The sequence below is a fragment of the Nocardia sp. FBN12 genome, from assembly GCF_050320175.1.
In the GTDB taxonomy this organism is placed as follows: domain Bacteria; phylum Actinomycetota; class Actinomycetes; order Mycobacteriales; family Mycobacteriaceae; genus Nocardia.
Genome location: NZ_CP190048.1, coordinates 6,523,300 through 6,545,316, shown reverse-complemented (window position 1 = coordinate 6,545,316; position 22,017 = coordinate 6,523,300). Strand labels below are relative to the sequence as shown.

Below are 22,017 nucleotides of genomic sequence, written 5' to 3'. Positions count from 1 at the left end.
GACGTTGAGTACACCAGAAATCGCGGTGGTCGGGTTCGCCCACGCACCGCATGTGCCGGAGACCTTCGGCACCACCAACGGCGTCGAGATGCTCGTGCCGTGCTTCCAGCAGCTCTACGCCGATCTCGGCATCACCAAGACCGACATCGACTTCTGGTGTTCCGGATCCTCGGATTACCTTGCGGGGCGGGCCTTCTCGTTCATTTCCGCGGTCGACGCGATCGGCGCGGTGCCGCCGATCAACGAGTCGCACGTGGAGATGGACGCCGCGTGGGCGCTCTACGAGGCGTGGGTGAAGCTGGTTTCCGGCCAGGCGCAGACCGCGCTCGTGTACGGCTTCGGCAAGTCGTCGGCGGGCACGCTGCGTCAGGTGCTGACCAGGCAGCTCGACCCGTATCTGGTCGGCCCGCTGTGGCCCGACGCTGTCTCGGTCGCGGGCCTGCAGGCACGCGCGGGGCTGGACGCGGGCCGCTGGACCGAGCAGGAGATGGCCGCCGTCACCGGCGGTGACATCGAATCCCTGCTCGCCGCACCGTATGTCGCCGACCCACTGCGCGCGCACGACATCGCCCCGATCACCGACGGTGCCGCCGCGATCGTGCTCGCGGTCGGCGATCGCGCCAGGGAGCTGAGTGCGCGCCCGGCGTGGATCACCGGCATCGCGCACAATATCGACGCACAGGCGCTCGGTGGCCGCGACCTGACCCGCTCGCCATCCACCACCAGGGCCGCCGCGGCCGCGACCGGTGGTGACACCACCTTCGACCTGGCCGAGCTGCACGCGCCGTTCAGCCATCAGCAGCTGATTCTGGCCGAGGCGATCGGCCTGTCCCCCGATACCACGGTCAACCCGTCCGGCGGTGCGCTCGCGGGCAACCCGATGTTCGCGGCGGGCTTGGAGCGAATCGGCAACGCCGCCAAGGCCATCTTCTCCGGCACCGCCAACCGGACCCTCGCTCATGCGACCAGCGGCCCCGCGCTGCAGCAGAACCTGGTCGCCGTTCTGGAATCGGAGGCACGATGAGCTTCCCCGCCGCGGTGCTCGGCACCGGCCAAACTCATCACGTGACGAAGCGCACGGACGTGTCCATGGCGGGCATGTGCCGTGAAGCGATTGACCGAGCGCTCGAAGACTCGGGCCTGACCATCGACGAGATCGACGCCGTCGTGGTCGGCAAGGCCCCCGACTTCTTCGAGGGCGTGATGATGCCCGAGCTGTACCTCGCCGAAGCCCTCGGCGCGATCGGCAAGCCGCTGCTGCGCGTGCACACCGCGGGCTCGGTCGGTGGGTCGACCGGCGTTGTCGCCGCCAACCTGGTGCAGGCGGGCGTGCACGGCAAGGTCCTGGCCATCGCATGGGAGAAGCAGTCGGAGTCGAACGCCATGTGGGCGTTGTCGATTCCGGTGCCGTTCACCATGCCGGTCGGCGCGGGCGCCGGTGGCTACTTCGCTCCGCACGTGCGCTCCTACATCCGCCGCTCCAACGCCCCGATGCACATCGGCGCCATGGTCGCGGTGAAGGATCGGCGCAACGGCGCGAAGAACCCGCTCGCGCACCTGCACCAGCCCGACATCACCCTGGAATCGGTGCTGGCCTCCCAAATGCTGTGGGACCCGATCCGTTTCGACGAGACCTGCCCGTCGTCGGACGGCGCCTGCGCCCTGGTGATCGGCAATGCCGAGGCCGCCGCGGCGGTCGAGGCGCAGGGCAAGAAGGTCGCCTGGGTGCACGGCACCGCGATGCGCACCGAGCCGACCACCTTCTCCGGCCGCGACCAGGTGAACCCGCAGGCGGGTCGCGACGCGGCCGCCGCGCTGTGGACGGCCGCGGGGATCACCGACCCGCTCGAGGAGATCGACGTCGCCGAGATCTACGTGCCGTTCTCCTGGTTCGAGCCGATGTGGCTGGAGAATCTCGGCTTCGCGGCCGAGGGCGACGGCTGGAAGCTCACCGACAAGGGCGAGACGGAGATCGGCGGGCGCATCCCGGTGAATCCGTCGGGCGGCGTGCTCTCGTCCAACCCGATCGGCGCCTCTGGCCTGATCCGGTTCGCCGAGGCGGCCAAGCAGGTGATGGGCCGGGCGGGCGCGTACCAGGTCGAGAACGCGCGCAAGGCGCTCGGCCACGCGTATGGCGGTGGCTCCCAGTACTTCTCGATGTGGGTTGTCGGAAGCGAGCGTCCGGAATGAAGTTCACCCTCGGGATCGCACTGAGTCCGCTGGATCAGCTCACCGAGCTGGCCAAGACGGCCGAGGAATGCGGATTCACCTCGATCGGACTGCCCGACTCGCTGTTCTACATGAAGTCGCAGGCCGCCGACTACCCGTACACCCCGGACGGCAGCCGCTTCTGGGGCCCGGAAACTCCGTGGGTGGATCCGCTGATCGCCGCCGCGTCCATGGCGGCGGTCACCACCAAGCTGCGGTTCTACACCAATGTCCTCAAGCTCGGCTCGCGCAATCCGCTGCTGCTGGCCCGCCAGGTCGGCTCGATCGCCAACATGTCGGGCAACCGGTTCGGCTTCGGCATCGGAATCGGCTGGGCACCTGAGGAATTCGAATGGTGCGGAGTTCCCTACGCGCGCCGTGGCGCTCGGGTCGACGAGATGATCGAGGTCATCCGGCTCGTCCTCGACGGCGGCATGGTCGAATTCCACGGCGAGTTCTTCGATTTCGACCAGCTGCAGATGAGTCCGGCACCGAGCGAGCCGGTGCCGTTCTACATCGGCGGGCACACCGGTCCGGCGCTGCGCCGGGCCGCCCGCATCGGTGACGGCTGGACCTCGGCGATGATGAAATTCGACGACCTCGTCACCACCATCGGCACGCTGCGCGATCTCCGCGCCGAATACGGCCGGTCGGAGGTGCCGTTCGAGATCCAGTCGGTCTGCATCGACAAGTTCGGTCGCGACGGCTATCAGGACCTGGCCGATGCGGGCGTCACCGACAACATCGTGGTGCCATGGCTGTCCGACGGTATCGGGTTCGACGGCGAGCTGGCGGCCAAGCAGGACTCGCTGCGCAAGTTCGCCGAGAAGTACATCGCCGACCCCATCATCGCGAAGGTGCACCAATGACCACCATCGAACGCACTGCCCGCGCCGCGGGCCTTGCCTCCCAGGCCGCGGTCAAAGCCAAGGACCGGGCGGCCTGGGTCGCCTTGTTCGCCGCGGACGGCATCGTCGAAGATCCGGTCGGCCCTTCGGGTTTCGATCCGGAGGGCGTCGGCCACCGCGGTCACGAGGCCATCGGCGCCTTCTGGGACAAGGCCATCGCCCTGACCGAGTCCATCGAATTCCGCTTCGAGGACTCCTTCGCCTGCGGCAATGAAATCGCCTTCACCGGGCTGATCCGCACCACGATGGCCGGCCACGTCATCGACGCCGAGGGTGTGTTCACCTACAAGGTCGACGCGGAGGGCAAGATCGCCGCCCTGCGTGCCTTCTGGGAAGTCGACCGCGCGGTCGCGACCACGCGCCCCGTCTAGCGATAAACGCCAGAACAGCCCGGGACCTTTCGGTCTCGGGCTGTTCTCGTCGAATCGCTACTCAGTGCGCGACAGGGCAACCGGCGGTCTTGTAGTCGACCGGGAGTTCCTTGATGCCATTGAGCCAGCCCGAGTGCAGCCGCCTCGGCTTGCCGATCTTGGTGATGTCGGGCAGGTGGTCGGCGATCGCGTTGAAGATCAAGTCGATCTCGAGCCGGGCCAGGTTCGCGCCGACGCAGAAGTGCGCGCCGGTGCCACCGAAGGCGAGATGCTGGTTGTCCTCGCGCATGATGTTGAACGTGTCCGGGTCCTCGAAGACGTCCTCATCGAAATTGGCCGACCGGTACAGCATCACCAGACGCTGCCCCTTCTTGATCTGCACACCATTGAGCTCGGTGTCCTCGAGCGCGGTGCGCTGGAAGGAGGTGACCGGGGTGGCCCAGCGAATGATCTCGTCCACCGCGCTGGCCGGGCGTTCCTTCTTGAACAGCTCCCACTGGTCGGGGTTCTCCATGAAGGCGATCATGCCGTGGCTGATGGCGTTGCGCGTGGTCTCGTTGCCCGCGACGGCGAGCACGATCACGAAGAAGCCGAACTCCTCCGGCGTGAGCGCCTCACCGTCGACGTCGGCCTCGATCAGCGTGGTCACCAGATCGTCTGCCGGACAGGCCTTTCTGGCCTCGGCCATCTGGTAGGCGTAGCCGAGCAGACCCATCGACGCGGCGACCGGGTCGACGTCCACATTGTCGGGATCGTCGTAGCCGGTCATGTCGTTGGACCACTCGAAGACCTTCATCCGGTCCTCCTGCGGCACACCGATCAGTTCGGCGATGGCCTGCAGCGGCAACTCACAGGCGACCTGGGTGACGAAGTCACCCGAACCCGACTCGGCGGCGGCCTTCACGATCTTCTCCGCGCGCGCCGACAGTTCGGCGCGCAGGCCGTTGACCGCGCGCGGGGTGAAACCCTTGGCGATCAGCTTGCGGAGCTTGGTGTGCTCCGGGGCGTCCTTGTTGAGGATGACGAAGCGCTGCAGTTCGATCTGCTCGCGCTGGATGTCGTCGTTGAAGCGCGGGATCGCGGTGTTCTCATACGTCGAGAAGACGTCGCTGCGACGCGATACCTCTTTCACGTCGGCGTGCTTGCTCAACACCCAGAAGCCGTCGTCGTGGAAGCCACCGACGTCGGGCGACTTCGGGTTCCACCAGATCGGCGCCGAACGCCGCAGCTCGGCGAACTCCTCCGTCGGAACGCGCTCGGCGTAGATAGCGGGGTCGGTAACGTCGAACCCGTCCGGCAGGTTCGGCCGACCCGCGGTGTGGGCGTGGTCGGCTTGTTCGGTGCTCGGATCTACCACCAGATGTCTCCTTCGACAAACTGAAACACGTTCTATAATCATTCAAGCATAGCGGTCGCCGCGACGGAAGAACCTCGCGGTTTTACCCTGAGCTCAATATCAGAACCTGTTGCAGTTACGAGGGAGAATCAGATGGGCACACCCGTGATCGTCGAGGCCGTGCGGACCCCGATCGGCAAACGCCGAGGGCAACTCGCGGGCTTACACGCCGCCGAACTGCTCGGTCTGGCCCAGCGCGGACTGCTCGACCGGGCGGGACTCGACCCGGCCGAGGTCGAGCAGGTGATCGGCGGCTGCGTCACCCAGGCGGGCGAGCAGTCCAACAACGTCACCCGCGTGGCCTGGCTGCACGCGGGTCTGCCGTGGCAGACCGGCGCGACCACGATCGACGCCCAGTGCGGTTCGGCCCAGCAGGCCAACCACCTCGTCGCCGGCCTCATCGCCACGGGCGCGATCGACGTCGGCATCGCGTGTGGCGTCGAGGCGATGAGCCGGGTACCGCTGGGCGCCAATGTCGGCACCGAGGCGGGGCCGCGCCGGCCCGCGTCGTGGTCGATCGACCTGCCCGATCAGTTCGGCGCCGCAGAGCGCATCGCCCGCAGGCGCGGGATCACCCGGTCCGATATCGATGAATTCGGCTTGCGCTCACAGCAATTGGCCGCCAAGGCCTGGGCCGAGGGCCGCTACGACCGCGAGGTGCTTCCGGTCTCGGCGCCGGTGCTCGACAGCGAGGGCGTGGCCACCGGGGAGAAGCTGGAGGTCACCCGCGACCAGGGCCTGCGCGCGACCACCATCGAAGGGCTGTCCGCGCTGAAGCCTGTCATGGCGGATGGCATCCATACCGCGGGCACTTCGTCGCAGATCTCCGACGGTGCCGCCGCGGTCCTGCTGATGGACGAAAATGTCGCGCGCCGAAAGGGTTTGCGCCCGCGCGCGCGGATTCACACCCAGGTACTCGTGGGCTCCGAGCCGGAGTTCCATCTGGATGGCCCGGTACAGGCGTGCACCCGGCTGCTCGAGCGCTCCGGAATGTCGATTGGCGATATCGATGTTTTCGAGATCAACGAAGCATTCGCGTCCGTCGCACTTTCGTGGGCTTCCGTACATCAACCTGACATGGAACGGGTAAATGTCAACGGCGGTGCGATTGCAATCGGGCATCCTGTCGGTTCTACCGGCTCGCGATTGATCACGACCGCGCTACACGAACTCGAACGCACAGGTCAGGGCACCGCCATGGTGCTGATGTGCGCAGGTGGCGCACTCGCGACCGGCACCATCATCGAACGCCTGTAGACTGAGACAGACCGAAACCGGGCGCCCAGGTTGAACATTCATCCCAGGGCGCCCGGAACGTGTCGTACGCCACAAAGTTACGGGGGCCAGGGGGAAGATGAGATGTCAGCTATCTTTGGGCTATCATGCCTGCATGGCGGAAGAACCCTGCGACGGGCACGAACCCGGGTACCCCCACGCTCCACAAGAGTCGTTGGCGCGACCCGCAAACGCGACCACCGCAGCCCCTGCACGCAGGTGAGCGACGGAAATCGTAGAGAAATCCCCAATCAGGCGTAGGTTTTCAGTTACTGAGCCGCTAATATCAATGATACGTATCCGAGATAACGACTGTTAGTACAGTGAAGGGAATTGGGCGGCTCACAATGGCTGATTTCGCGGCGCGGCTGAACAAGCTGTTCGAAACCGTGCATCCCCCGGGGCGCAAGCCGCACACCAACGCAGAGGTTGCGGCTGCGCTGACTGCCTCCGGGCATCCGATCTCGAAGCCGTATCTCTCGCAGTTGCGGTCGGGACAACGAACGAATCCGTCCGATGAGACGGTGGCCGCCCTGGCGAAGTTCTTCAAGGTCAAGCCTGACTACTTCTTCAACGATATCTACGCGGCCAAGATCGATCATGACCTGGAGCTGCTCGCGCAGCTGCAGGGTTACGGACTTCGTCGACTGTCGAGTAGGGCATTCGACCTGTCCGAAGAATCTCAGAATCTACTCACCTCGATGGCGGAGAAGTTGCGGGCCAGCGAAGGCTTGCCCGAAGTTCCTCCGGACGGAACGGAATAGGATCCACGCATCGGCCGGCCTGACGCACCTGATGGTGTCCTGGGTACGGCCGTAAAACATCGGATACGCAGACAACGGGCCTGAGACGGTGGAAACCACCAGCTCAGGCCCGTTTTCTGCGCTTCGTGTCAGCTCGACGTAGCGGCGTTCTGCGGTGTCGTCTTCGCGGCGGCCACCGCGTTCTCGTACTGGCTCGCCAGCGCCAGCACCCAGCCCCTGGGGCTCACAGTGGGTGGCGGCGCGATCCAGCGCGCGTCAACGAACAAGTCCCCCAACGGATTTCGCGCCCATTCGGCCACCACCGCGGCCCGCCGCGGTACCGAGTTCGGCGGCTCTCCGGCCGCCGGGATGACGATGCCGCTGCCCGAGAGCAGATACAGCGCGTCCATCACCTGAGCTATGTGATCGGAGGCCTTGAGCTGTGCCGAGGTGGCGTTCTGCTCGGGCGCGACCACCTCGGGGAACCGGCCGACCATCAACTGGTGCAGCGGCCTGATCTTGCGCAGCAGGACCTTGGCCCGCCACCACAGCTCGATCACGATCGACACGGCGCCGAGCGCGATCAGCAGCGCCGCGATCTCCCAGGCGACCCAGCCCCACAGCGGTTCGTTGGGGGGTGTCGGCTCGGCGTGCTGGAAGGCGCGGCCCACGTTGGCGACGGCGAGCACCGCGACCAGAGCGGTGCCGGTGATGTAGATGGCGATGCCGCGGCCGAGGATGGTCCAGTCCAGGTTGCGCAGACCGGTGGTCACGATGAAGACCGCGCCGAGCGCGACGGTGATCCAGCCGAAGGTGAACGACCACGCCAGGGTGATCGCGATCGCGACCGCGCCGATGCCGTACACGACCATCGCGACCTGGCGCAGGTTGCGCCGCGAGACCACCGGCCAGGCGGCCGAGGCCACCACCGAGGTGGCCGTGGTGAACAGGATCCAGGCGGAGATCACGATGCCGGTGGACAGCCAGCCGCTGTGCACACCGCCCTTCATCAGGTTGTCGATGGCCACCGCCATCTCGGGGATGGCGACGGTGACCGCGAGTGCCACGGCGGCGACCGCGACGACGATGGCCACGCGGGCGGTCGTCGCGGGCTTCACCAGCACGCGACCCACTCGCGCACCCGCGGCAACCCAGACCAGCAGGGCTGTCAACCAGAGTGTCATCCGAGTGCCTCATCGAATCGAAGGACCGAGACGCCTGCGCCCCGGTTGCTGAATACGCGCAGGCGCGTCATGAGCATGGCCGCGAAGGTCTCGGCTTCCCATTCGGCGAGGTCGTCGGCGCCGTCGTCGACGATCTGCGCGTGGGCGCGCTGGCTGAGCATGTAGGCGATCAGGTCGTCGCTCACCTCGAGGGTCGTCTCGACCGCGGGCGCACCTTCGTGGTCGAAGACGATATGACCCAATTCGTGCGCGAGGGTGTGATCGCGACTCGGCAGGGCATCGGCGAGCACGATGATGTCGCGTTCGGGATAGAACCGGCGCTGACCGCACACGCCGGGGCCGAGGTTCGCGCTGGTGATCTCGATCTCGCGCTTGCGTTCCAGCGAGATGGCGTGCACCACCTCGTCGAGGCTGGTGGCGTCGGAGTCGGCGGCCACCGCGCACACCGCGTCGACGGCGGCGGCGACTCGGCGATAGGACCGGGAGGTGCTCTGGGTCTTGCTCTTACTCATCGAAGATCCCCTCACGACCTCGGTCCGAAGAACTCGGCACGCGCCGCGTTCACCCGCGCTTGGGCTGCCGCGGCACCTTGGAAACTCACTGCGCCCGAACCGGTTCCGGCCAGGGTCAGCGCGATCAGGCCGCCGATCACCGACAGGAGTTCGGGTTCCGGGAGGCCACTGTTGTCACTGGTCGGCTTGAACTCGTGGTTCGGCTTGGCCGCCGGTGCGGGTGCTGCCGCGGCGGGCGGAGGTGCGGCCGGGGCGGGCGCCTCCGCCGCGGGCGGCGCGGCAGCCGGAATAGGTACTGCCACAGCGATATTCGGAACGCCGGGGACAGCGGGCGTGGGCGGGATCGCGATCGAGGGAAGGGCCGGTGCGGCCGGGACCGAGGGGATCGGGATCAACAGCAACAGCAGGGGCGAGGCCGATCCGACTGCCGCCGAACCCACAGCGGCCGAACCCACAGCGGCCGAACCCGCGCCCGCGGAACCCACCGCCGCGGAACCGGCAGCGGCGGAACCGACTGCGGCGGAACCTGTTCCGAGGACAACCGAGCCCGCGCCGAGGGCGGCCGAGCCGGTGCCCGCAGCGGCCGAGCCGACCGCGGCCGAGCCGGTACCGAGTACCGCGGCGGCGCCGGCCGAACCCGTACCGAGCACGGCGGCGGCACCTGCGGAGCCGGTACCGAGCACAGCGGCCGCGCCAGCCGAGCCGGTACCGAGGATGGCGGCCGCGCCTGCCGAACCGGTACCGAGCACTACTCCGAGGCCCGCCGAACCGGTGCCGAGTAGCACGCCGAGGCCCGCCGAGCCGGTACCGAGGACCACGCCCGCGGCTGCCGAGCCCGCGCCAGCCGCGGCGGAGCCTGCGGCTGCCGAACCGGAGAGGGGGCCTGCCACTTCCTGCTTGGGAACGTCTTCGCTGGACTGGCCGGGGATGGTGAGCGGCGTCCATTCGCTGTCGCCGGCGACCGGGGCGCCCGACTGCGGGTTACCGGCGACAGCCGGGTCGGGAGCGGTCGCTTGGCCGTTGCCCTGGTTCTGGCCTTGACCATTGCCCTGGCCGGGCAGGCTCAGCTCACTGGGCTTGGGAGTGGGGGTGCTCTGACCACCATTGCCCCCGCTGCCGTTCCCCTGCCCGCTGCTCCCGCTACCGGGCGCCTGCGCGGCAGGTGTTGGTGGCTTTTCCGGGGCGGCCATGGCGACCGCGGGCCCTAACAGCGCACAGCCGGCCAGCACACTCGCAGCGGCAAATACGCGCAACATGCGACCAATGGCCATGCGCTAGATCATCCCCTTAGTTTTTCAGCGCAGAATTACCCCCGGTCGCGACACATTCCGGGATCGACGAACAGTAGCCCATAGTAAACCCACGCCCCCCACCCCGCAGAGGAGAGCAAGAGTCGTCCAGCCCCCTGGACGTGTGTGACATGCCATAAGCGCAGGCCGGGGACATTTCCCCGGCCGCACGCCTCAAAGTTTGCTATGCGCCGTAAACCGGCTCCGGCGGAGTGCTCTTCTCGATCAGTTCCTTGACGACCGGACCCAGCTCGGCAGGGTTCCAGCGAGCGCCGCGATCGACCGGGGTGCCGTGCATCCAGCCCTGCGCCAGCGCGACCTTTCCGCCTTCTACCTCGAACATCCGGCCGGTCACCCCGGCGGATCCGGTGCTGCCGAGCCAGACGACCAGCGGCGAGATGTTCTCCGGGGCCATCGCGTCGAAGCCCGCGTCGGGGGCGGTCATGGTGTCGGCGAAGACCGTCTCGGTCATCCTGGTGCGGGCGGCGGGGGCGATGGCGTTCACGGTCACGCCGTACCGGCCGAACTCGGCCGACGCGGTCAGTGTGAGACCAGCGATACCCGCCTTGGCCGCACCGTAATTACCCTGACCGACACTGCCCTGCAGGCCGGCGCCGGAGCTGGTGTTGATCACGCGGGCGTCGACCGGGCGGCCCGCCTTCGACTCGCCTCGCCAGTACTCGGCCGCGTGCCGCATGGTGGCGAAGTGGCCCTTGAGATGCACGCGGACTACGGCGTCCCACTCGTCTTCGCCGAGGTTCACCAGCATGCGGTCGCGGACGAAGCCGGCGTTGTTGACCAGGACGTCCAGGCCGCCGAAGGTGTCGACGGCCTGACGGATCAGCCGGCGCGCGCCCTCCCAGTCGGCGACATCGTCGTAGTTGGCGACGGCCTCGCCACCGGCTGCTTCGATCTCGTCCACGACCTGCTGGGCGGGGGTTTCCGTGGTCGCCGCGCCGTCGAGGGCGGTGCCTACATCGTTGACCACCACGCGGGCGCCCGCTGCGGCGAAGGCGAGGGCGTGGGCGCGGCCGATGCCACGGCCGGCGCCGGTCACGATCACGGTGCGTCCGGCACAAATCAACTGGTCATCCATCTCGAGCTCCTGTAGTTATCGGCAGCTGACGCCGCGAGGTCTGGGGTTGGGCAGGTCATGAGTCAGTTGTTGGCGTTGGCGGCATCGAGGAAAGCCGGGCGTTCGCCGCCACCGTGGACCAGCAGGGCGGCGCCGCTGATGTGGGTGGCCAGGGGGGAGGCCAGGAAGAGGGCGGCGTTGCCGACGTCGGCGGGGCGCGCCATTCTGCCCATCGGCACGGTCGCGCCGACGGCGGCGATCCCGTCCGCGTCGCCGTAGTGCAGGTGGCTGAGTTCGGTCTCGACCGGGCCGACCACTACCGAGTTGAGCCGGACCTTGGGGGCCCATTCGACGGCGAGTGAGGAGACCAGGTTGTCCAGGCCCGCCTTGGCGGCACCGTAGGCGGCGGTACCCGGCGACGGCCGGTGGCCGCTGACGCTGGTGATCATCACGATCGAGCCGCCCGTGTCCTGCTTCTGCATCAGGGCGTTGGCCTGCTGGGAAATCAGCAGCGGCGCAAGCAGATTCAGTTCCACGATCTTGGTGTGAAACTTCGGGCTCGCGGCGTCGGCCATCGCGAACGGGGCGCCACCGGCGTTGTTCACCACGTGGTCGATCCGGCCGTGCCTGGCGACGATCTCGGCGAACATGGCCGACACCGCGTCGACGTCGCGTACATCGCAGGTGAGATGTTCGGCGCTGCGGTCGCCGACCGTGATCGGCTCGTCGGCCGGTCTGCGCGCGCAGGTCAGCACCGTCGCGCCGGCGGCGAGGAAGGCCCGGCTTATTCCGGCGCCGACACCTCGGACGCCGCCTGTCACCAGAACGATCTGCTCGGAAAGGTCGATTTCTACAGCCACCGTGTTAACCTACCAAGCAATTGCTTGCTTTGTCTCGGGTTCGCCGGGGCGTGCACGAGGAGACATCGCGATGGGGATAAACCGTCACACCGAAGCCGACGGAGTAGAGGTCGTCACAGTCGACTATCCGCCGGTCAACGCCCTACCCTCGGACGGCTGGTTCGCGCTGGCCGATGCCGTCAGGGCAGCGGGCCGCAACCAGGAGACCCGGGTGGTCGTCCTGCGCGCGGAAGGACGCGGGTTCAACGCCGGCGTCGACATCAAGGAGATGAACGCCGACTCCGGCCATACCGCGCTGATCCGCGCCAACCACGGCTGCTTCGACGCCTTCGCCGCGGTCTACGACTGCGAGGTGCCGGTGGTCACCGCCGTGAACGGCTTCTGCCTCGGCGGCGGCATCGGCCTGGTCGGTAACTCCGACGTCATCGTGGCCTCCGACGACGCCACCTTCGGGCTGCCCGAAGTGGACCGTGGCGCGCTCGGCGCCGCCACCCACCTGTCGCGGCTGGTCCCGCAGCACCTGATGCGCACCATGTTCTACACCGCGGGCAAGCTCACCGCCCAGCAGTTGCACCACTTCGGTTCGGTGTACAAGGTGGTGCCGCGCGCCGAACTCGACGCTGCCGCGATGGAAGTCGCGAAGAACATCGCCAACAAGGACGGCCGCGTGATCCGGGCCGCGAAGCGCGCGCTCAACGGTATCGACGTGCAGGACGTGCACCGTTCCTACCGCTACGAACAGGGCTTCACGATGGAGCTCAACCTCGCCGGTGTCGCCGACGAGATCAGGGCGCGCTTCGACGACGATCTCGCCGCGCAGAAGAAGGAGAGCTGACAGCCATGCGCGACAAGAGAATGACCCTCGACGAGGTGGTCGGCGAGCTGCGCAGCGGCATGACCATCGGGATCGGCGGCTGGGGTTCACGGCGCAAGCCGATGGCGCTGGTGCGCGCGCTGCTGCGCTCGGACGTCACCGACCTGACCGTGGTCACCTACGGCGGCCCCGACCTCGGCTTGCTGTGCTCGGCGGGCAAGGTCCGCAAGGCCTACTACGGCTTCGTGTCGCTGGATTCGGCGCCGTTCTACGATCCGTGGTTCGCGAAGGCGCGCACCGAGGGCGCGATCACCGTGCGCGAGATGGACGAGGGCATGGTGAAGTGCGGGCTGCAGGCAGCCGCGGCACGACTGCCGTTCCTGCCGATTCGGGCCGGGCTGGGGTCGGCGGTGCTCGACTTCTGGGAGGGCGAGCTGAAGACCGTCGCGTCGCCGTATCCGGCCGCCGACGGGCGAACCGAGACCCTGGTCGCGATGCCCGCGCTGAATCTGGACGCGTCGTTCGTGCATCTGGATCTGGCCGACAAGCACGGCAACGCCGCCTACACGGGCGTCGATCCGTACTTCGACGATCTGTACTGCCTCGCCGCTGAGCGTCGGTATGTCTCCGTGGATCGCATCGTCGAGACCGAGGAGCTGGTGAAAGCCGTTCCGCAGCAGGCGATCATCCTCAACCGCATGCTGGTCGACGGTGTGGTCGAGTCGCCCGGCGGCGCGCACTTCACCTTCTCCGGCAGCTACGGGCGCGACGAGAAGTTCCAGAAGCACTATGTGGCGGCCGCGAAGACGCCGGAGTCGTGGGCCGAGTTCAAGGCTCGCTATCTCGACGTCTCCGAAGACGAATACCAGTCCGCCGTAGCCACTTTCGCCGAGGAGCAGAAGCTATGAATTCCGCAGTACAGAGCGGACCCATCACGCGCGCCGAGGTCTGTGTCGTCGCCGCGGCGGAGATCTTCCGCGGGGCGGGCGAGATCATGGCCAGCCCGATGTCGACCATCACCACGATCGGTGCGCGACTGGCCCGGCTCACCTTCGAACCCGACCTGCTGCTCTCCGACGGTGAGGCGCTGTTCTTCGCCGAGGTACCGGCGATCGGCGCGAAAGCTCCGGTCGAGGGCTGGATTCCGTTCTCGCGGGTGTTCGATGTGGTCGCCTCCGGCCGTCGTCATGTGGTGATGGGCGCCAACCAGATCGACCGGTTCGGCAACCAGAACCTGTCGGCCTTCGGTCCGCTGCAACAGCCGACGCGCCAGATGTTCGGTGTGCGTGGCGCGCCCGGCAACACCATCAACCACGCGACGAGCTACTTCGTGCCCCGGCACAACAATCGGGTGTTCGTCGACAAAGTCGACATCATCTCCGGAATCGGCTACGACAGAATCGATCCCGAGAACCCGGCCTACCGCTTCCATCACCTGCACCGGGTGGTGACCAACCTGGGCGTGTTCGACTTCAACGGCCCCGACCACACCCTGCGCGCACTGTCGCTGCACCCCGGCGTGAACCCGGAAGAGGTCGCGGAGAACACCTCCTTCGAGATCGCGGAGCTCGGCATGGCAGGCGAGACCAGGCTGCCGACCGAGGAGGAGCTGCAGATCATCCGAACTGTGCTCGATCCCAAGGGTTTCCGCGAGAAGGAAGTAGCGGCATGAGCCCGCGCTTGCGCACGCCCTTGACCGAGCTGGTCGGCATCGAGCACCCGATCGTGCAGACCGGCATGGGCTGGGTCGCCGGTCCCCGGCTGGTCGCCGCCACCGCGAACGCTGGCGGACTCGGCATCCTCGCCTCGGCGACCATGACTTTCGAGGAGCTGGAGGCGGCGGTCGCCAAGACCAAGTCGCTCACCGACAAGCCCTTCGGCGTGAACATCCGCGCCGACGCCACCGACGCGGGCGAGCGCATCGAACTGCTCATCCGCGAACAGGTACGGGTCGCGTCGTTCGCGCTGGCGCCGAAGAAGGAACTCATCGCCCGGCTCAAAGATGCCGGTGTGGTGGTTGTTCCGTCGATCGGTGCGGCCAAGCACGCGGTGAAGGTGGCGTCCTGGGGCGCCGACGCGGTGATCGTGCAGGGCGGTGAGGGCGGTGGCCACACCGGCCCGGTCGCCACCACGCTGCTGCTGCCGTCGGTGCTCGACGCGGTCGATATCCCGGTGATCGCGGCGGGTGGCTTCTTCGACGGTCGCGGCCTGGCCGCCGCCCTGTCCTATGGTGCGGCCGGTGTCGCGATGGGTACCCGTTTCCTGCTCACCCAGGAGAGCACCGTCCCGGAAGCCGTGAAGCAGGAGTACCTGGCCCGCGGACTGCAGGACACCGTGGTGTCGGTGAAGGTCGACGGTATGCCGCATCGGATGCTCAACACCGAACTGGTGACCAAGCTCGAGCACTCCGGCGGCTGGCGCGGTCTGTCGGCGGCGGTGTCGAACGCGGCCAAGTTCAAGTCGATGACCGGCATGAAGTGGTCGACGCTCGCCCGCGACGGCCTGGCGATGCGAAAGACCAAGGACCTCAGCTGGTCTCAGGTCGTGATGGCCGCGAACTCGGCGATGCTGACCAAGGCCGGCCTGGTCGAGGGCCGCACCGACGCGGGCGTGCTGCCCGCGGGCCAGGTCACCGGCATCATCGACAGCCTGCCGACGGTGGCCGAACTGATCGACCAGATCGTCACCGACGCGGTGGTGCGGATCGCGGCGGTCGGCGCGCTGACCAGCGAGCCCGCTGCCGAAACTCGCTGACCGATCTCCAGCTCGCCCCCGACTCGACTGCCTGGAGCGTCAGTCGAGTTCGCCGGGGTGACGAGGGCGCCGGACCAGGCGCGACGCCGACACGGCGCGCCCGGGTCCGGCGCTTTTCGCTGTCGGCAGCGCATCGCGTGCGGAGCTGTCCGACAACAAATCAGCGCGGCGCGACCTCGACGCGGTTGTCGTGGAAGACCGCGCCACCGCCGTAGTCCGAATCACGTTCGGCGATGGTGGCATTCACGGTGGCACCGCCGGTGAACTTGGCCCAGCGGCCCTTGGTGGTGCCCGCGACGCCGGGCCGCACCCGGTCCGACACCTCGGCGACTGCCTCGAAGGAGCCGCGACCGTTGGAGACGACCACCGCGGCACCGTCGGCGATCCCGCGGGCGGCAGCATCCTCGGGGTGCAGCGTGATGCTGGATTCACCTGAGCGCCGCCGCAATTCGGGGTTGGCGCCGAACGAGGTGTTCAGGAAGTAGTGCGAGGCGGCGGAGATCAGCACCAGGCCGTCACCGGAATCGGCGGGAGGCGTGTAGTCCGGCAGTGGATCGTGACCCGCCGATTCCGCTCTGGCGGAAACGAACTGGAGTTTGCCTGCCGGTACCGGTCCCGCCTGGACCTTCAGGAACCCGTCCGCGCGGAGGCGTTCGAGGTCGAAACCTTTGAGCAGCTGCTTGGCCAGCTCTTCGTCGGAGTCGTAGAGCGCGGGCTCGGTGAGACCGAAGCGCCGCGAGAGCCGGCGGAAAGTCTCTGTGGTGGAAAGGCATTCACCGGGCGGCTCGACGGCTGGCTCGTTCCAGATGAGGTAGAGGTGCCCGTAACCCGCGAGCACGTCGAGGTGTTCGGGCTGCATCGTGGCGGGCAGGACGATGTCGGCGTAATCGACGGTGTCGGTGCCGAAGTGCTCGAGGACCACGGTGAACAGGTCCTCGCGAGACAGTCCCTCGATCACGCGACGCTGGTCGGGATTCGAGCCGACCGGATTGGCCCCGATCACGAACAGCGCCTTCACGGGCGGCCCATCGGTCTCGAGCAGAGCCTCGCCGAGCCTGGTCATCGAGAGCGTGCGAACCGGGTTCGGCAGCAGGTCGTCGCGGCGCAGGGCCGCATCGTCGACACGGAAGTGCCCACTCGTCGAATAGTGCAGTCCCCCACCGGGTATCGCCCAGTCACCGGTGACACCGGGCAGGCAGCCGAGCACCCGCAGCGCCATCCCACCGCCCGCGTGCCGCTGCATGCCTTGCGACGCGCGGATGGCGGTCGGCCGGGTTCGCGCGATTCGCTCACCGAGCGCGACGATCCGCTCCTGCGGCACGCCCGTGATCGCCGCGGTGCGTTCCGGCGTGAATTCGGTGATGCGGTCCCGGAATTCGGGCCAGCCCTCGGTGTGTTCGGCGATGAACTTTTCGTCCTGCGCGCCGAGCGAGACGATGACGTGCAGCAGCCCGAGCGCCAGCGCCGCGTCGGTGCCGGGCAGCGGGGCGATGTGCTCGTCGCAGCGTTCGGAGGTCTTGGTGCGCACCGGGTCGATCGACACCAGGTAGGCCCCGCTGTCCTGCACGAACTTCCACAGATGATGACCGGACGTGAGCGGATTGGTGCCCCACAGCAGGATCAGCTTCGACTTCGCGAAGTCCTCGGGGTCCATGCCGCCGGAGGTGCCGAGGGTATAGCGCAGGCCGGCGCCACCGGCGACCGAGCAGATGGTCGGCGCGTGGTGCGACGCCCCGAGCAGATTGAACATCCTGCGGCCCGGAAAGCCCTCCAGCCCTTGGATATAGCCAAGGCTGCCGGTGCCGTGGAAGGGCCAGACCGCCTCGCCGCCGAATTCGTCGATGATGCCGGTGACCCGCGTGGCGATCTCGTCGAGCGCGGAGTCCCAGCTGATCCGCTCGAACTGCCCGGACCCTTTCGGCCCGACCCGGCGCATCGGATACCTGAGCCGGTCCGGCGCACCGACCTGCTCTAGATACCGGTTCACCTTCACGCACAGCGCACCGCGCGTGACCGGATGTTCCTTGTTCCCCCGCAGCCCGGTGGCAACACCGTCCTCGACGGTCACCACCCACGAGCACGCGTCGGGGCAGTCGAGCGGGCATGCACCGAGCACCTTCACCAAGCCATCGTAGGCCGGAAGAACAAACCTGCCGGAAGGTTGCACCGCTGCCCGAACACGCAGCTAGAGGCACTGCTGCCAGTAACACAAGGCGCCTTTTATGTGATGTAAGTCACGTAAGGGTGGTTTCGTGGAAACGCGAGCCACCGAACTTCGACGGCGCGGAGGCCTGTCAGGAGTCGGGGCATCGTCCCCCACGCTGATGGGAGGTTGTGATGAGTTCGCTTCTCAAGAAAATGATGGTGAGTACATCGGCGGCGGCGCTGCTCGGCGCCGGGGTGGTCATGGGTGCGGCGCCGGTTCAGGCACAGTATTTCCAGCCTGGCTGCTCCGCACATCCGGTCAACAACAGTGCGGCGTACTCGCAGTGCTATTGGCCGGTCCGGCATCAGGTGCGGATCGAGTGCAGACAATGGTGGGGCTGGTTCGGCAGCAGCTGGGCCACCTACGAACGCCGCGGCAACATGGCGTGGAACGGCCAGCAATCCTGGGCGCACTGCGATACCCCCGGCACCCTGCAGCGATGGGATGTGGTGACCTACCACTGGTGAACGAAAGGCGGGTCGGCCCGGTGCCGGATACCCGAGCACCGGGCCGTCAGTTGTGTCCGCCTGGAACTACTCCGGCGCGCCGAGGCGCTCGATGATGGTGACGTTGGCCGTGCCGCCACCCTCGCAGATGGTGAGCAGACCGTAGCGGCCGTTGACCCGCTCCAGCTCGTTGAGCAGGGTCGCGAACAACTTGGCCCCGGTGGCACCCAGCGGATGACCGAGCGCGATCGCACCACCGTTGACATTGACCTTCGCCGGATCGGCGCCGATCTCCTTGATCCAGGCCAGCACCACCGGCGCGAAGGCCTCGTTGATCTCGATGACGTCGATGTCGTCGATGGTCAGGCCGGTCTTCTCCAGCGCCCACTGGGTCGCCGGGATCGGCGCGCTGAGCATCATGAGGGGGTCCGCGCCGCGCGCGCTGACGTGATGGATGCGAGCACGCGGGGTCAGACCGTATTCCTTGACCGCCCACTCCGAAGCGAGCAGCGTGGCGCTGGCGCCGTCGGAGATCTGGCTGGCGACCGCCGCGGTGAGCGGGCTGCCCTCCGACAGCGGCTGCAGCGTCGCCATCTTCTCCAGGCTGGTCTCGCGCGGGCCCTGATCGACGGTGAAGTCGCCGACCGGCACGATCTCGTTGTCGAAGCGACCCTCGGCGATAGCGGACTTGGCGCGCTCGTGGCTCTGCAGCGCCCAGCGCTCCATGTCCTCGCGGCTGATGCCCCACTTCTCGGCGATCATCTCGGCGCCCTTGAACTGGGAGACCTCGCCGGTGCCGTAACGCGAGTCCCAGCCCTTGGCACCGATGAACGAGGATTCGAAGCCGTACGGCTTGGCCGCGAGCATGGCGGCGCCGATCGGGATGGCGCTCATGTTCTGCACGCCACCGGCCACGATGACCTCGGCGGTGCCGCTCATGATGGCCTGCGCGCCGAAGTTGATCGCCTGCTGGCTGGAACCACACTGCCGGTCGACGGTGACGCCGGGAACTTCCTCGGGGTACCCCGCCACCAGCCACATGGTGCGGCCGATATTGCCCGCCTGCGGTCCGAGGTTGTCGACACAGCCGACGATCACGTCGTCGACGACGCTCGGGTCGATGCCGGTGCGCTCGACGAGCCCACGCACCGCGGCGGCGCCGATATCGGCGGGGTGCACCTCGGCCAGCGCGCCACCGCGCTTGCCGACCGCGGTACGCACCGCATCGATCACATAGGCCTCCCGCAGCGGGGCATAGGGGCGGCGCTCGGCGGATGCGGTCATGATGGAACTCCTATTTCGCGGTGCCCTCGGGCAGGGTCAGCCCGTCGAGCACGATGGTGAGATATTGCTGGGCAAGGCTTTTCACGGTGATCGGGCCACCGGGGGTGTACCAGCGGACCGCGACCCACACGGTGTCGCGCAGGAAGCGGAACGCGAGTTCCACGTCGAGTTCGGGCCGGAAGCTGCCATCGGCGACACCGGCGGCGAGCACCCGCCGCCACAGATCGCGGAACTCGGTGTTGAAGTCGCGGATATAGGCGAAACGTTCTACGTCGCGCAGGCTCTTGGCCTCGGCCTGGTAGATCGCGACCGCGGCATGGTGCCGGTCGAACGCCTCGTAGGAGGCGATTACCAAGGCCTCCAGGGTGTCTCGCGAACTCAGCGCAGCGGCCGCGATCTCGCGGTAGCGGCCGAACAGGTCGTCGAGGAAGCCGCGCAGGATCTCGTCGACCATCGACTCCTTGGAGTCGAAGTGGTGGTAGAGACTGCCCGACAGGATGCCCGCCGAGTCGGCGATATCGCGCACCGTGGTGGCACGCATGCCGCGTTCGGCGAACAGGCCGGCGGCGAGGTCGAGCAGCTCGGCGCGGCGGGTGCGTTTGACGGTGTCGGGTGCGGTCACACCCGTCATCGTACAACCAAGCACTTGCTTGGTTCAGGTGAACCCGCCGCGGCGATCATGCGCGCTGACTACTCACCGAGACAACCTCGCCGGTCAGATACGAGGTGTAATCACTGGCCAGCATGGCGATCGTTGCCGCTACTTCCCACGGTTCGGCGGCGCGACCGAAGGCCTCGCGCTCGCTGAGCGAGTCGAGCAGTTCCGACGAGCTCACCTTGTCCAGGAACGGGTGGCGGGCGATGCTCGGCGCGACGGCGTTGATCCGCACACCGAATTCGGCGGCTTCGACCGCACTGCACCTGGTCAGCGCCATCACACCGGCCTTCGCGGCGGCGTAGTGCGCCTGGCCGTGCTGGGCGCGCCAACCGAGGACCGAGGCGTTGTTGACGATCACGCCGCCGTGGCCAGCGCCGCGGAAGTAGCCGAGTGCCGCGCGGGTGCAGCGGAAGGTGCCCGTCAGGGTGATGTCGAGAACCTGGTCCCACTGCTCGTCGGTCATGTCGACCACCGGGGTCTCGCCGCCGAGGCCCGCGTTGTTGACCATGATGTCGATCCGGCCGAGTTCGGCGGCGGCGTCGGTGAGCAGCTGATTCACCTGCGCGGTGTCGCGGACATCGCAGACCACGGCACCGACCCGGCGCTCCGGGAATTCCTTCGCCAGCAGTTCGGCGGTCTCGGTCAAACGACGCTCGTGCCAATCGGAGACGACCACATCGGCACCCTCTTCGAGGAGCCTGCGCGCGGTGGCCGAACCGATGCCGGTGCCCGCGGCGGCGGTGATCACGGCCGTCCGGCCCGCGAGCAGGCCGTGTCCGGGGATCGAGGGCGGCGCGATCGACAGCGATTTGTTCGCGCCGGAATAGGTCTGCTCACTCACGGGCGTGCCTCTCGCGGGAGACCGAGCACACGCTCGGCGATGATGTTGCGCTGCACTTCGTTCGAACCTCCATAGATCGTGTCGGCGCGGCTGAACAGGTACAGCCGCTGCCATGCGGTCATGTCGTCGGGGCCGAGGACCAGGCCGGTCGCGCCCTGGACGGCCATGGCGAGTTCACCGAGGTCGCGATGCCAGTTGGCCCACAACAGCTTCGACACCGAGGCGCCGCCCGCGTCGTCGTGGTCCTCGCTCATGGTGCGCAGCGCGTGCGCGCGCAACACCCGGAGTCCGACCCAGGCACGATCGAGGCGATCGGCGATCAGCGGGTCGTCGGCGGCGCCGGTGCGCCGGGCCAGGTCTTCGATGTCGGAGAGTTCGCGCGCGAAGCGGATCTGCTGGCCGAGGGTCGAGATCCCGCGTTCGAAGGTCAAGGTGCCCATGGCGATTCGCCAGCCGTCACCGGGTTCACCCACGACGAGGTCCGCGTCGGTGACGGCGTTGTCGAAGAACACTTCGTTGAACTCGGAGGTGCCGGTGAGCTGCTCGATCGGCCGCACTTCGATGCCCGGCTGGTTCATCGGGACCAGCAGGTAGGACAGGCCCTTGTGCCGGCTCGACCCGCGCTCGGTGCGGGCGATGACGAAGCACCAGTCGGCGACGTGCGCCAGCGACGTCCAGATCTTCTGGCCGTTGATCACCCACTTGTCGCCGTCGAGGCGAGCCGTTGTGCTCACCGCGGCGAGGTCGGAGCCCGCGCCCGGTTCGGAATAGCCCTGGCACCACAGCTCGCCGACCGAACGCACGCCCGGCAGGAAGCGCTTCTTCTGCTCCTCGGTGCCGAAGGCGAGCACGGTCGGGCCCAGCAGTTCCTCGCCCACGTGCGAGACCCGCGCCGGCGCGTCGGCCTTCGCGTATTCCTCGTGGAAGATCACCTGCTGGCGCACACTGGCACCGCGACCGCCGTGTTCGACCGGCCAGCCGAGGCAGGTCCAGCCCGCCGCGGCGAGGTGGCGGTCCCACGCCAATCGCTGTTCGAAGAATTCATGTTCGCGGCCTGGTCCGCCGGTTCCACGCAGGTCAGCGAACTCGCCCGAAAGATTTTCGGCAAGCCAATCGCGTATTTCCGCGCGAAACTCCTCGTCGGAAGTCGCGGTATCGGAATCTGAGGTCTGGATCACGCCCACCTCGGTAGG

22 protein-coding genes are annotated in these 22,017 nt (G+C 67.6%); 11 read left to right on the top strand and 11 right to left on the bottom strand.

Annotated features, from left to right (window positions below):
• The first annotated feature begins 4 nt into the window (after window positions 1-4).
• Genes ACQHI0_RS30870 through ACQHI0_RS30855 form a run of 4 tightly spaced genes read left to right on the top strand, consistent with a single transcriptional unit; the run spans window position 5 to window position 3,487 of the window.
• On the top strand, window positions 5-1,024 hold the full coding sequence (locus ACQHI0_RS30870; protein WP_427905252.1) for a thiolase domain-containing protein: 1,020 nt from the start codon (window positions 5-7) through the stop codon (window positions 1,022-1,024).
• On the top strand, window positions 1,021-2,190 hold the full coding sequence (locus ACQHI0_RS30865) for a thiolase domain-containing protein (protein ID WP_427905251.1): 1,170 nt from the start codon (window positions 1,021-1,023) through the stop codon (window positions 2,188-2,190). Before ACQHI0_RS30870 ends, ACQHI0_RS30865 begins: the two co-directional genes overlap by 4 nt.
• Window positions 2,187-3,077, top strand: coding sequence for a TIGR03619 family F420-dependent LLM class oxidoreductase (locus tag ACQHI0_RS30860; protein WP_427905250.1), 891 nt, complete (start codon window positions 2,187-2,189; stop codon window positions 3,075-3,077). The genes ACQHI0_RS30865 and ACQHI0_RS30860 overlap by 4 nt, the downstream gene beginning before the upstream one ends.
• Window positions 3,074-3,487 carry a nuclear transport factor 2 family protein gene (locus tag ACQHI0_RS30855; protein ID WP_427905249.1) on the top strand — a complete coding sequence of 138 codons (414 nt, stop codon included), beginning with the start codon at window positions 3,074-3,076 and terminating at the stop codon, window positions 3,485-3,487. Before ACQHI0_RS30860 ends, ACQHI0_RS30855 begins: the two co-directional genes overlap by 4 nt.
• Window positions 3,488-3,548: 61 nt before the next feature.
• Here ACQHI0_RS30855 and ACQHI0_RS30850 read toward each other — a convergent pair whose 3' ends face one another.
• Window positions 3,549-4,844 (bottom strand): cytochrome P450, encoded by a 1,296-nt coding sequence (locus tag ACQHI0_RS30850; protein WP_427905248.1) that lies wholly within the window; start codon window positions 4,842-4,844, stop codon window positions 3,549-3,551.
• 132 nt (window positions 4,845-4,976) lie between these two features.
• Here ACQHI0_RS30850 and ACQHI0_RS30845 point away from each other — a divergent pair, with 132 nt between their 5' ends.
• Both ACQHI0_RS30845 and ACQHI0_RS30840 read left to right on the top strand, forming a co-directional pair.
• On the top strand, window positions 4,977-6,140 hold the full coding sequence (locus ACQHI0_RS30845) for a steroid 3-ketoacyl-CoA thiolase (protein ID WP_427905247.1): 1,164 nt from the start codon (window positions 4,977-4,979) through the stop codon (window positions 6,138-6,140).
• A gap of 365 nt (window positions 6,141-6,505) precedes the next feature.
• Window positions 6,506-6,922 carry a helix-turn-helix domain-containing protein gene (locus ACQHI0_RS30840; protein WP_033244044.1) on the top strand — a complete coding sequence of 139 codons (417 nt, stop codon included), beginning with the start codon at window positions 6,506-6,508 and terminating at the stop codon, window positions 6,920-6,922.
• Between the two features lie 128 nt (window positions 6,923-7,050).
• On the opposite strand, the gene ACQHI0_RS30835 is transcribed toward ACQHI0_RS30840, so the two are convergent.
• From ACQHI0_RS30835 to ACQHI0_RS30815, 5 genes are all read right to left on the bottom strand, one after another.
• Complete coding sequence (locus ACQHI0_RS30835) at window positions 7,051-8,085, bottom strand: hypothetical protein (RefSeq protein ID WP_427905246.1); 1,035 nt, start codon at window positions 8,083-8,085, stop codon at window positions 7,051-7,053.
• A complete protein-coding gene (locus ACQHI0_RS30830; RefSeq protein WP_378631659.1) occupies window positions 8,082-8,597 on the bottom strand; it encodes an ImmA/IrrE family metallo-endopeptidase in 516 nt (171 codons plus the stop codon). The genes ACQHI0_RS30835 and ACQHI0_RS30830 overlap by 4 nt, the downstream gene beginning before the upstream one ends.
• Before the next feature lie 11 nt (window positions 8,598-8,608).
• Window positions 8,609-9,868 carry a hypothetical protein gene (locus ACQHI0_RS30825; RefSeq protein WP_427905245.1) on the bottom strand — a complete coding sequence of 420 codons (1,260 nt, stop codon included), beginning with the start codon at window positions 9,866-9,868 and terminating at the stop codon, window positions 8,609-8,611.
• A gap of 202 nt (window positions 9,869-10,070) precedes the next feature.
• Complete coding sequence (locus ACQHI0_RS30820; protein ID WP_427905244.1) at window positions 10,071-10,982, bottom strand: SDR family oxidoreductase; 912 nt, start codon at window positions 10,980-10,982, stop codon at window positions 10,071-10,073.
• A gap of 62 nt (window positions 10,983-11,044) precedes the next feature.
• Window positions 11,045-11,821 carry an SDR family oxidoreductase gene (locus tag ACQHI0_RS30815; RefSeq protein WP_427905243.1) on the bottom strand — a complete coding sequence of 259 codons (777 nt, stop codon included), beginning with the start codon at window positions 11,819-11,821 and terminating at the stop codon, window positions 11,045-11,047.
• Between the two features lie 70 nt (window positions 11,822-11,891).
• Between ACQHI0_RS30815 and ACQHI0_RS30810 the strand changes: the two genes are divergently transcribed.
• From ACQHI0_RS30810 to ACQHI0_RS30795, 4 genes are read left to right on the top strand one after another with little or no spacing between them, the layout of a single operon-like run.
• Window positions 11,892-12,656 carry an enoyl-CoA hydratase family protein gene (locus ACQHI0_RS30810; RefSeq protein WP_427905242.1) on the top strand — a complete coding sequence of 255 codons (765 nt, stop codon included), beginning with the start codon at window positions 11,892-11,894 and terminating at the stop codon, window positions 12,654-12,656.
• A complete protein-coding gene (locus ACQHI0_RS30805; RefSeq protein WP_427909360.1) occupies window positions 12,653-13,543 on the top strand; it encodes a CoA transferase subunit A in 891 nt (296 codons plus the stop codon). Before ACQHI0_RS30810 ends, ACQHI0_RS30805 begins: the two co-directional genes overlap by 4 nt.
• Window positions 13,540-14,307, top strand: a complete 768-nt coding sequence (locus ACQHI0_RS30800) for a CoA-transferase subunit beta (protein WP_427905241.1) — start codon at window positions 13,540-13,542, stop codon at window positions 14,305-14,307. The genes ACQHI0_RS30805 and ACQHI0_RS30800 overlap by 4 nt, the downstream gene beginning before the upstream one ends.
• Window positions 14,304-15,389 (top strand): NAD(P)H-dependent flavin oxidoreductase, encoded by a 1,086-nt coding sequence (locus ACQHI0_RS30795; protein WP_427905240.1) that lies wholly within the window; start codon window positions 14,304-14,306, stop codon window positions 15,387-15,389. Before ACQHI0_RS30800 ends, ACQHI0_RS30795 begins: the two co-directional genes overlap by 4 nt.
• A 160-nt stretch (window positions 15,390-15,549) precedes the next feature.
• Here ACQHI0_RS30795 and ACQHI0_RS30790 read toward each other — a convergent pair whose 3' ends face one another.
• On the bottom strand, window positions 15,550-17,511 hold the full coding sequence (locus ACQHI0_RS30790; protein ID WP_427905239.1) for a molybdopterin-containing oxidoreductase family protein: 1,962 nt from the start codon (window positions 17,509-17,511) through the stop codon (window positions 15,550-15,552).
• Between the two features lie 215 nt (window positions 17,512-17,726).
• On the opposite strand from ACQHI0_RS30790, the gene ACQHI0_RS30785 reads away from it, so the two are divergent.
• The gene (locus tag ACQHI0_RS30785) at window positions 17,727-18,062 is read left to right on the top strand and encodes a hypothetical protein (RefSeq protein WP_427905238.1); all 336 of its coding nucleotides are present in this window, start codon (window positions 17,727-17,729) and stop codon (window positions 18,060-18,062) included.
• A gap of 66 nt (window positions 18,063-18,128) precedes the next feature.
• Here ACQHI0_RS30785 and ACQHI0_RS30780 read toward each other — a convergent pair whose 3' ends face one another.
• Genes ACQHI0_RS30780 through ACQHI0_RS30765 form a run of 4 tightly spaced genes read right to left on the bottom strand, consistent with a single transcriptional unit; the run spans window position 18,129 to window position 22,008 of the window.
• Entirely contained in the window at window positions 18,129-19,289 is a 1,161-nt protein-coding gene (locus ACQHI0_RS30780; protein ID WP_427909359.1) for an acetyl-CoA C-acetyltransferase, read from the bottom strand.
• A gap of 46 nt (window positions 19,290-19,335) precedes the next feature.
• Window positions 19,336-19,956, bottom strand: a complete 621-nt coding sequence (locus tag ACQHI0_RS30775) for a TetR/AcrR family transcriptional regulator (protein ID WP_427905237.1) — start codon at window positions 19,954-19,956, stop codon at window positions 19,336-19,338.
• A gap of 46 nt (window positions 19,957-20,002) precedes the next feature.
• On the bottom strand, window positions 20,003-20,824 hold the full coding sequence (locus ACQHI0_RS30770; protein WP_427905236.1) for an SDR family oxidoreductase: 822 nt from the start codon (window positions 20,822-20,824) through the stop codon (window positions 20,003-20,005).
• Window positions 20,821-22,008: an acyl-CoA dehydrogenase family protein gene (locus tag ACQHI0_RS30765; protein WP_427905235.1), complete on the bottom strand. Its 1,188-nt coding sequence runs from the start codon at window positions 22,006-22,008 to the stop codon at window positions 20,821-20,823. The genes ACQHI0_RS30770 and ACQHI0_RS30765 overlap by 4 nt, the downstream gene beginning before the upstream one ends.
• Window positions 22,009-22,017: the final 9 nt, after the last annotated feature.

Excerpts from the sequence above, each read along its gene's own strand:
- ACQHI0_RS30865 (WP_427905251.1), top strand. The coding sequence starts at position 1,021 with ATGAGCTTCCCCGCCGCGGTGCTCGGCACCGGCCAAACTCATCACGTG.
- ACQHI0_RS30860 (WP_427905250.1), top strand. The coding sequence starts at position 2,187 with ATGAAGTTCACCCTCGGGATCGCACTGAGTCCGCTGGATCAGCTCACC.
- ACQHI0_RS30855 (WP_427905249.1), top strand. The coding sequence starts at position 3,074 with ATGACCACCATCGAACGCACTGCCCGCGCCGCGGGCCTTGCCTCCCAG.
- ACQHI0_RS30845 (WP_427905247.1), top strand. The coding sequence starts at position 4,977 with ATGGGCACACCCGTGATCGTCGAGGCCGTGCGGACCCCGATCGGCAAA.
- ACQHI0_RS30840 (WP_033244044.1), top strand. The coding sequence starts at position 6,506 with ATGGCTGATTTCGCGGCGCGGCTGAACAAGCTGTTCGAAACCGTGCAT.
- ACQHI0_RS30835 (WP_427905246.1), bottom strand. The coding sequence starts at position 8,085 with ATGACACTCTGGTTGACAGCCCTGCTGGTCTGGGTTGCCGCGGGTGCG.
- ACQHI0_RS30830 (WP_378631659.1), bottom strand. The coding sequence starts at position 8,597 with ATGAGTAAGAGCAAGACCCAGAGCACCTCCCGGTCCTATCGCCGAGTC.
- ACQHI0_RS30825 (WP_427905245.1), bottom strand. The coding sequence starts at position 9,868 with ATGGCCATTGGTCGCATGTTGCGCGTATTTGCCGCTGCGAGTGTGCTG.
- ACQHI0_RS30820 (WP_427905244.1), bottom strand. The coding sequence starts at position 10,982 with ATGGATGACCAGTTGATTTGTGCCGGACGCACCGTGATCGTGACCGGC.
- ACQHI0_RS30810 (WP_427905242.1), top strand. The coding sequence starts at position 11,892 with ATGGGGATAAACCGTCACACCGAAGCCGACGGAGTAGAGGTCGTCACA.
- ACQHI0_RS30800 (WP_427905241.1), top strand. The coding sequence starts at position 13,540 with ATGAATTCCGCAGTACAGAGCGGACCCATCACGCGCGCCGAGGTCTGT.
- ACQHI0_RS30795 (WP_427905240.1), top strand. The coding sequence starts at position 14,304 with ATGAGCCCGCGCTTGCGCACGCCCTTGACCGAGCTGGTCGGCATCGAG.
- ACQHI0_RS30785 (WP_427905238.1), top strand. The coding sequence starts at position 17,727 with ATGAGTTCGCTTCTCAAGAAAATGATGGTGAGTACATCGGCGGCGGCG.
- ACQHI0_RS30775 (WP_427905237.1), bottom strand. The coding sequence starts at position 19,956 with ATGACGGGTGTGACCGCACCCGACACCGTCAAACGCACCCGCCGCGCC.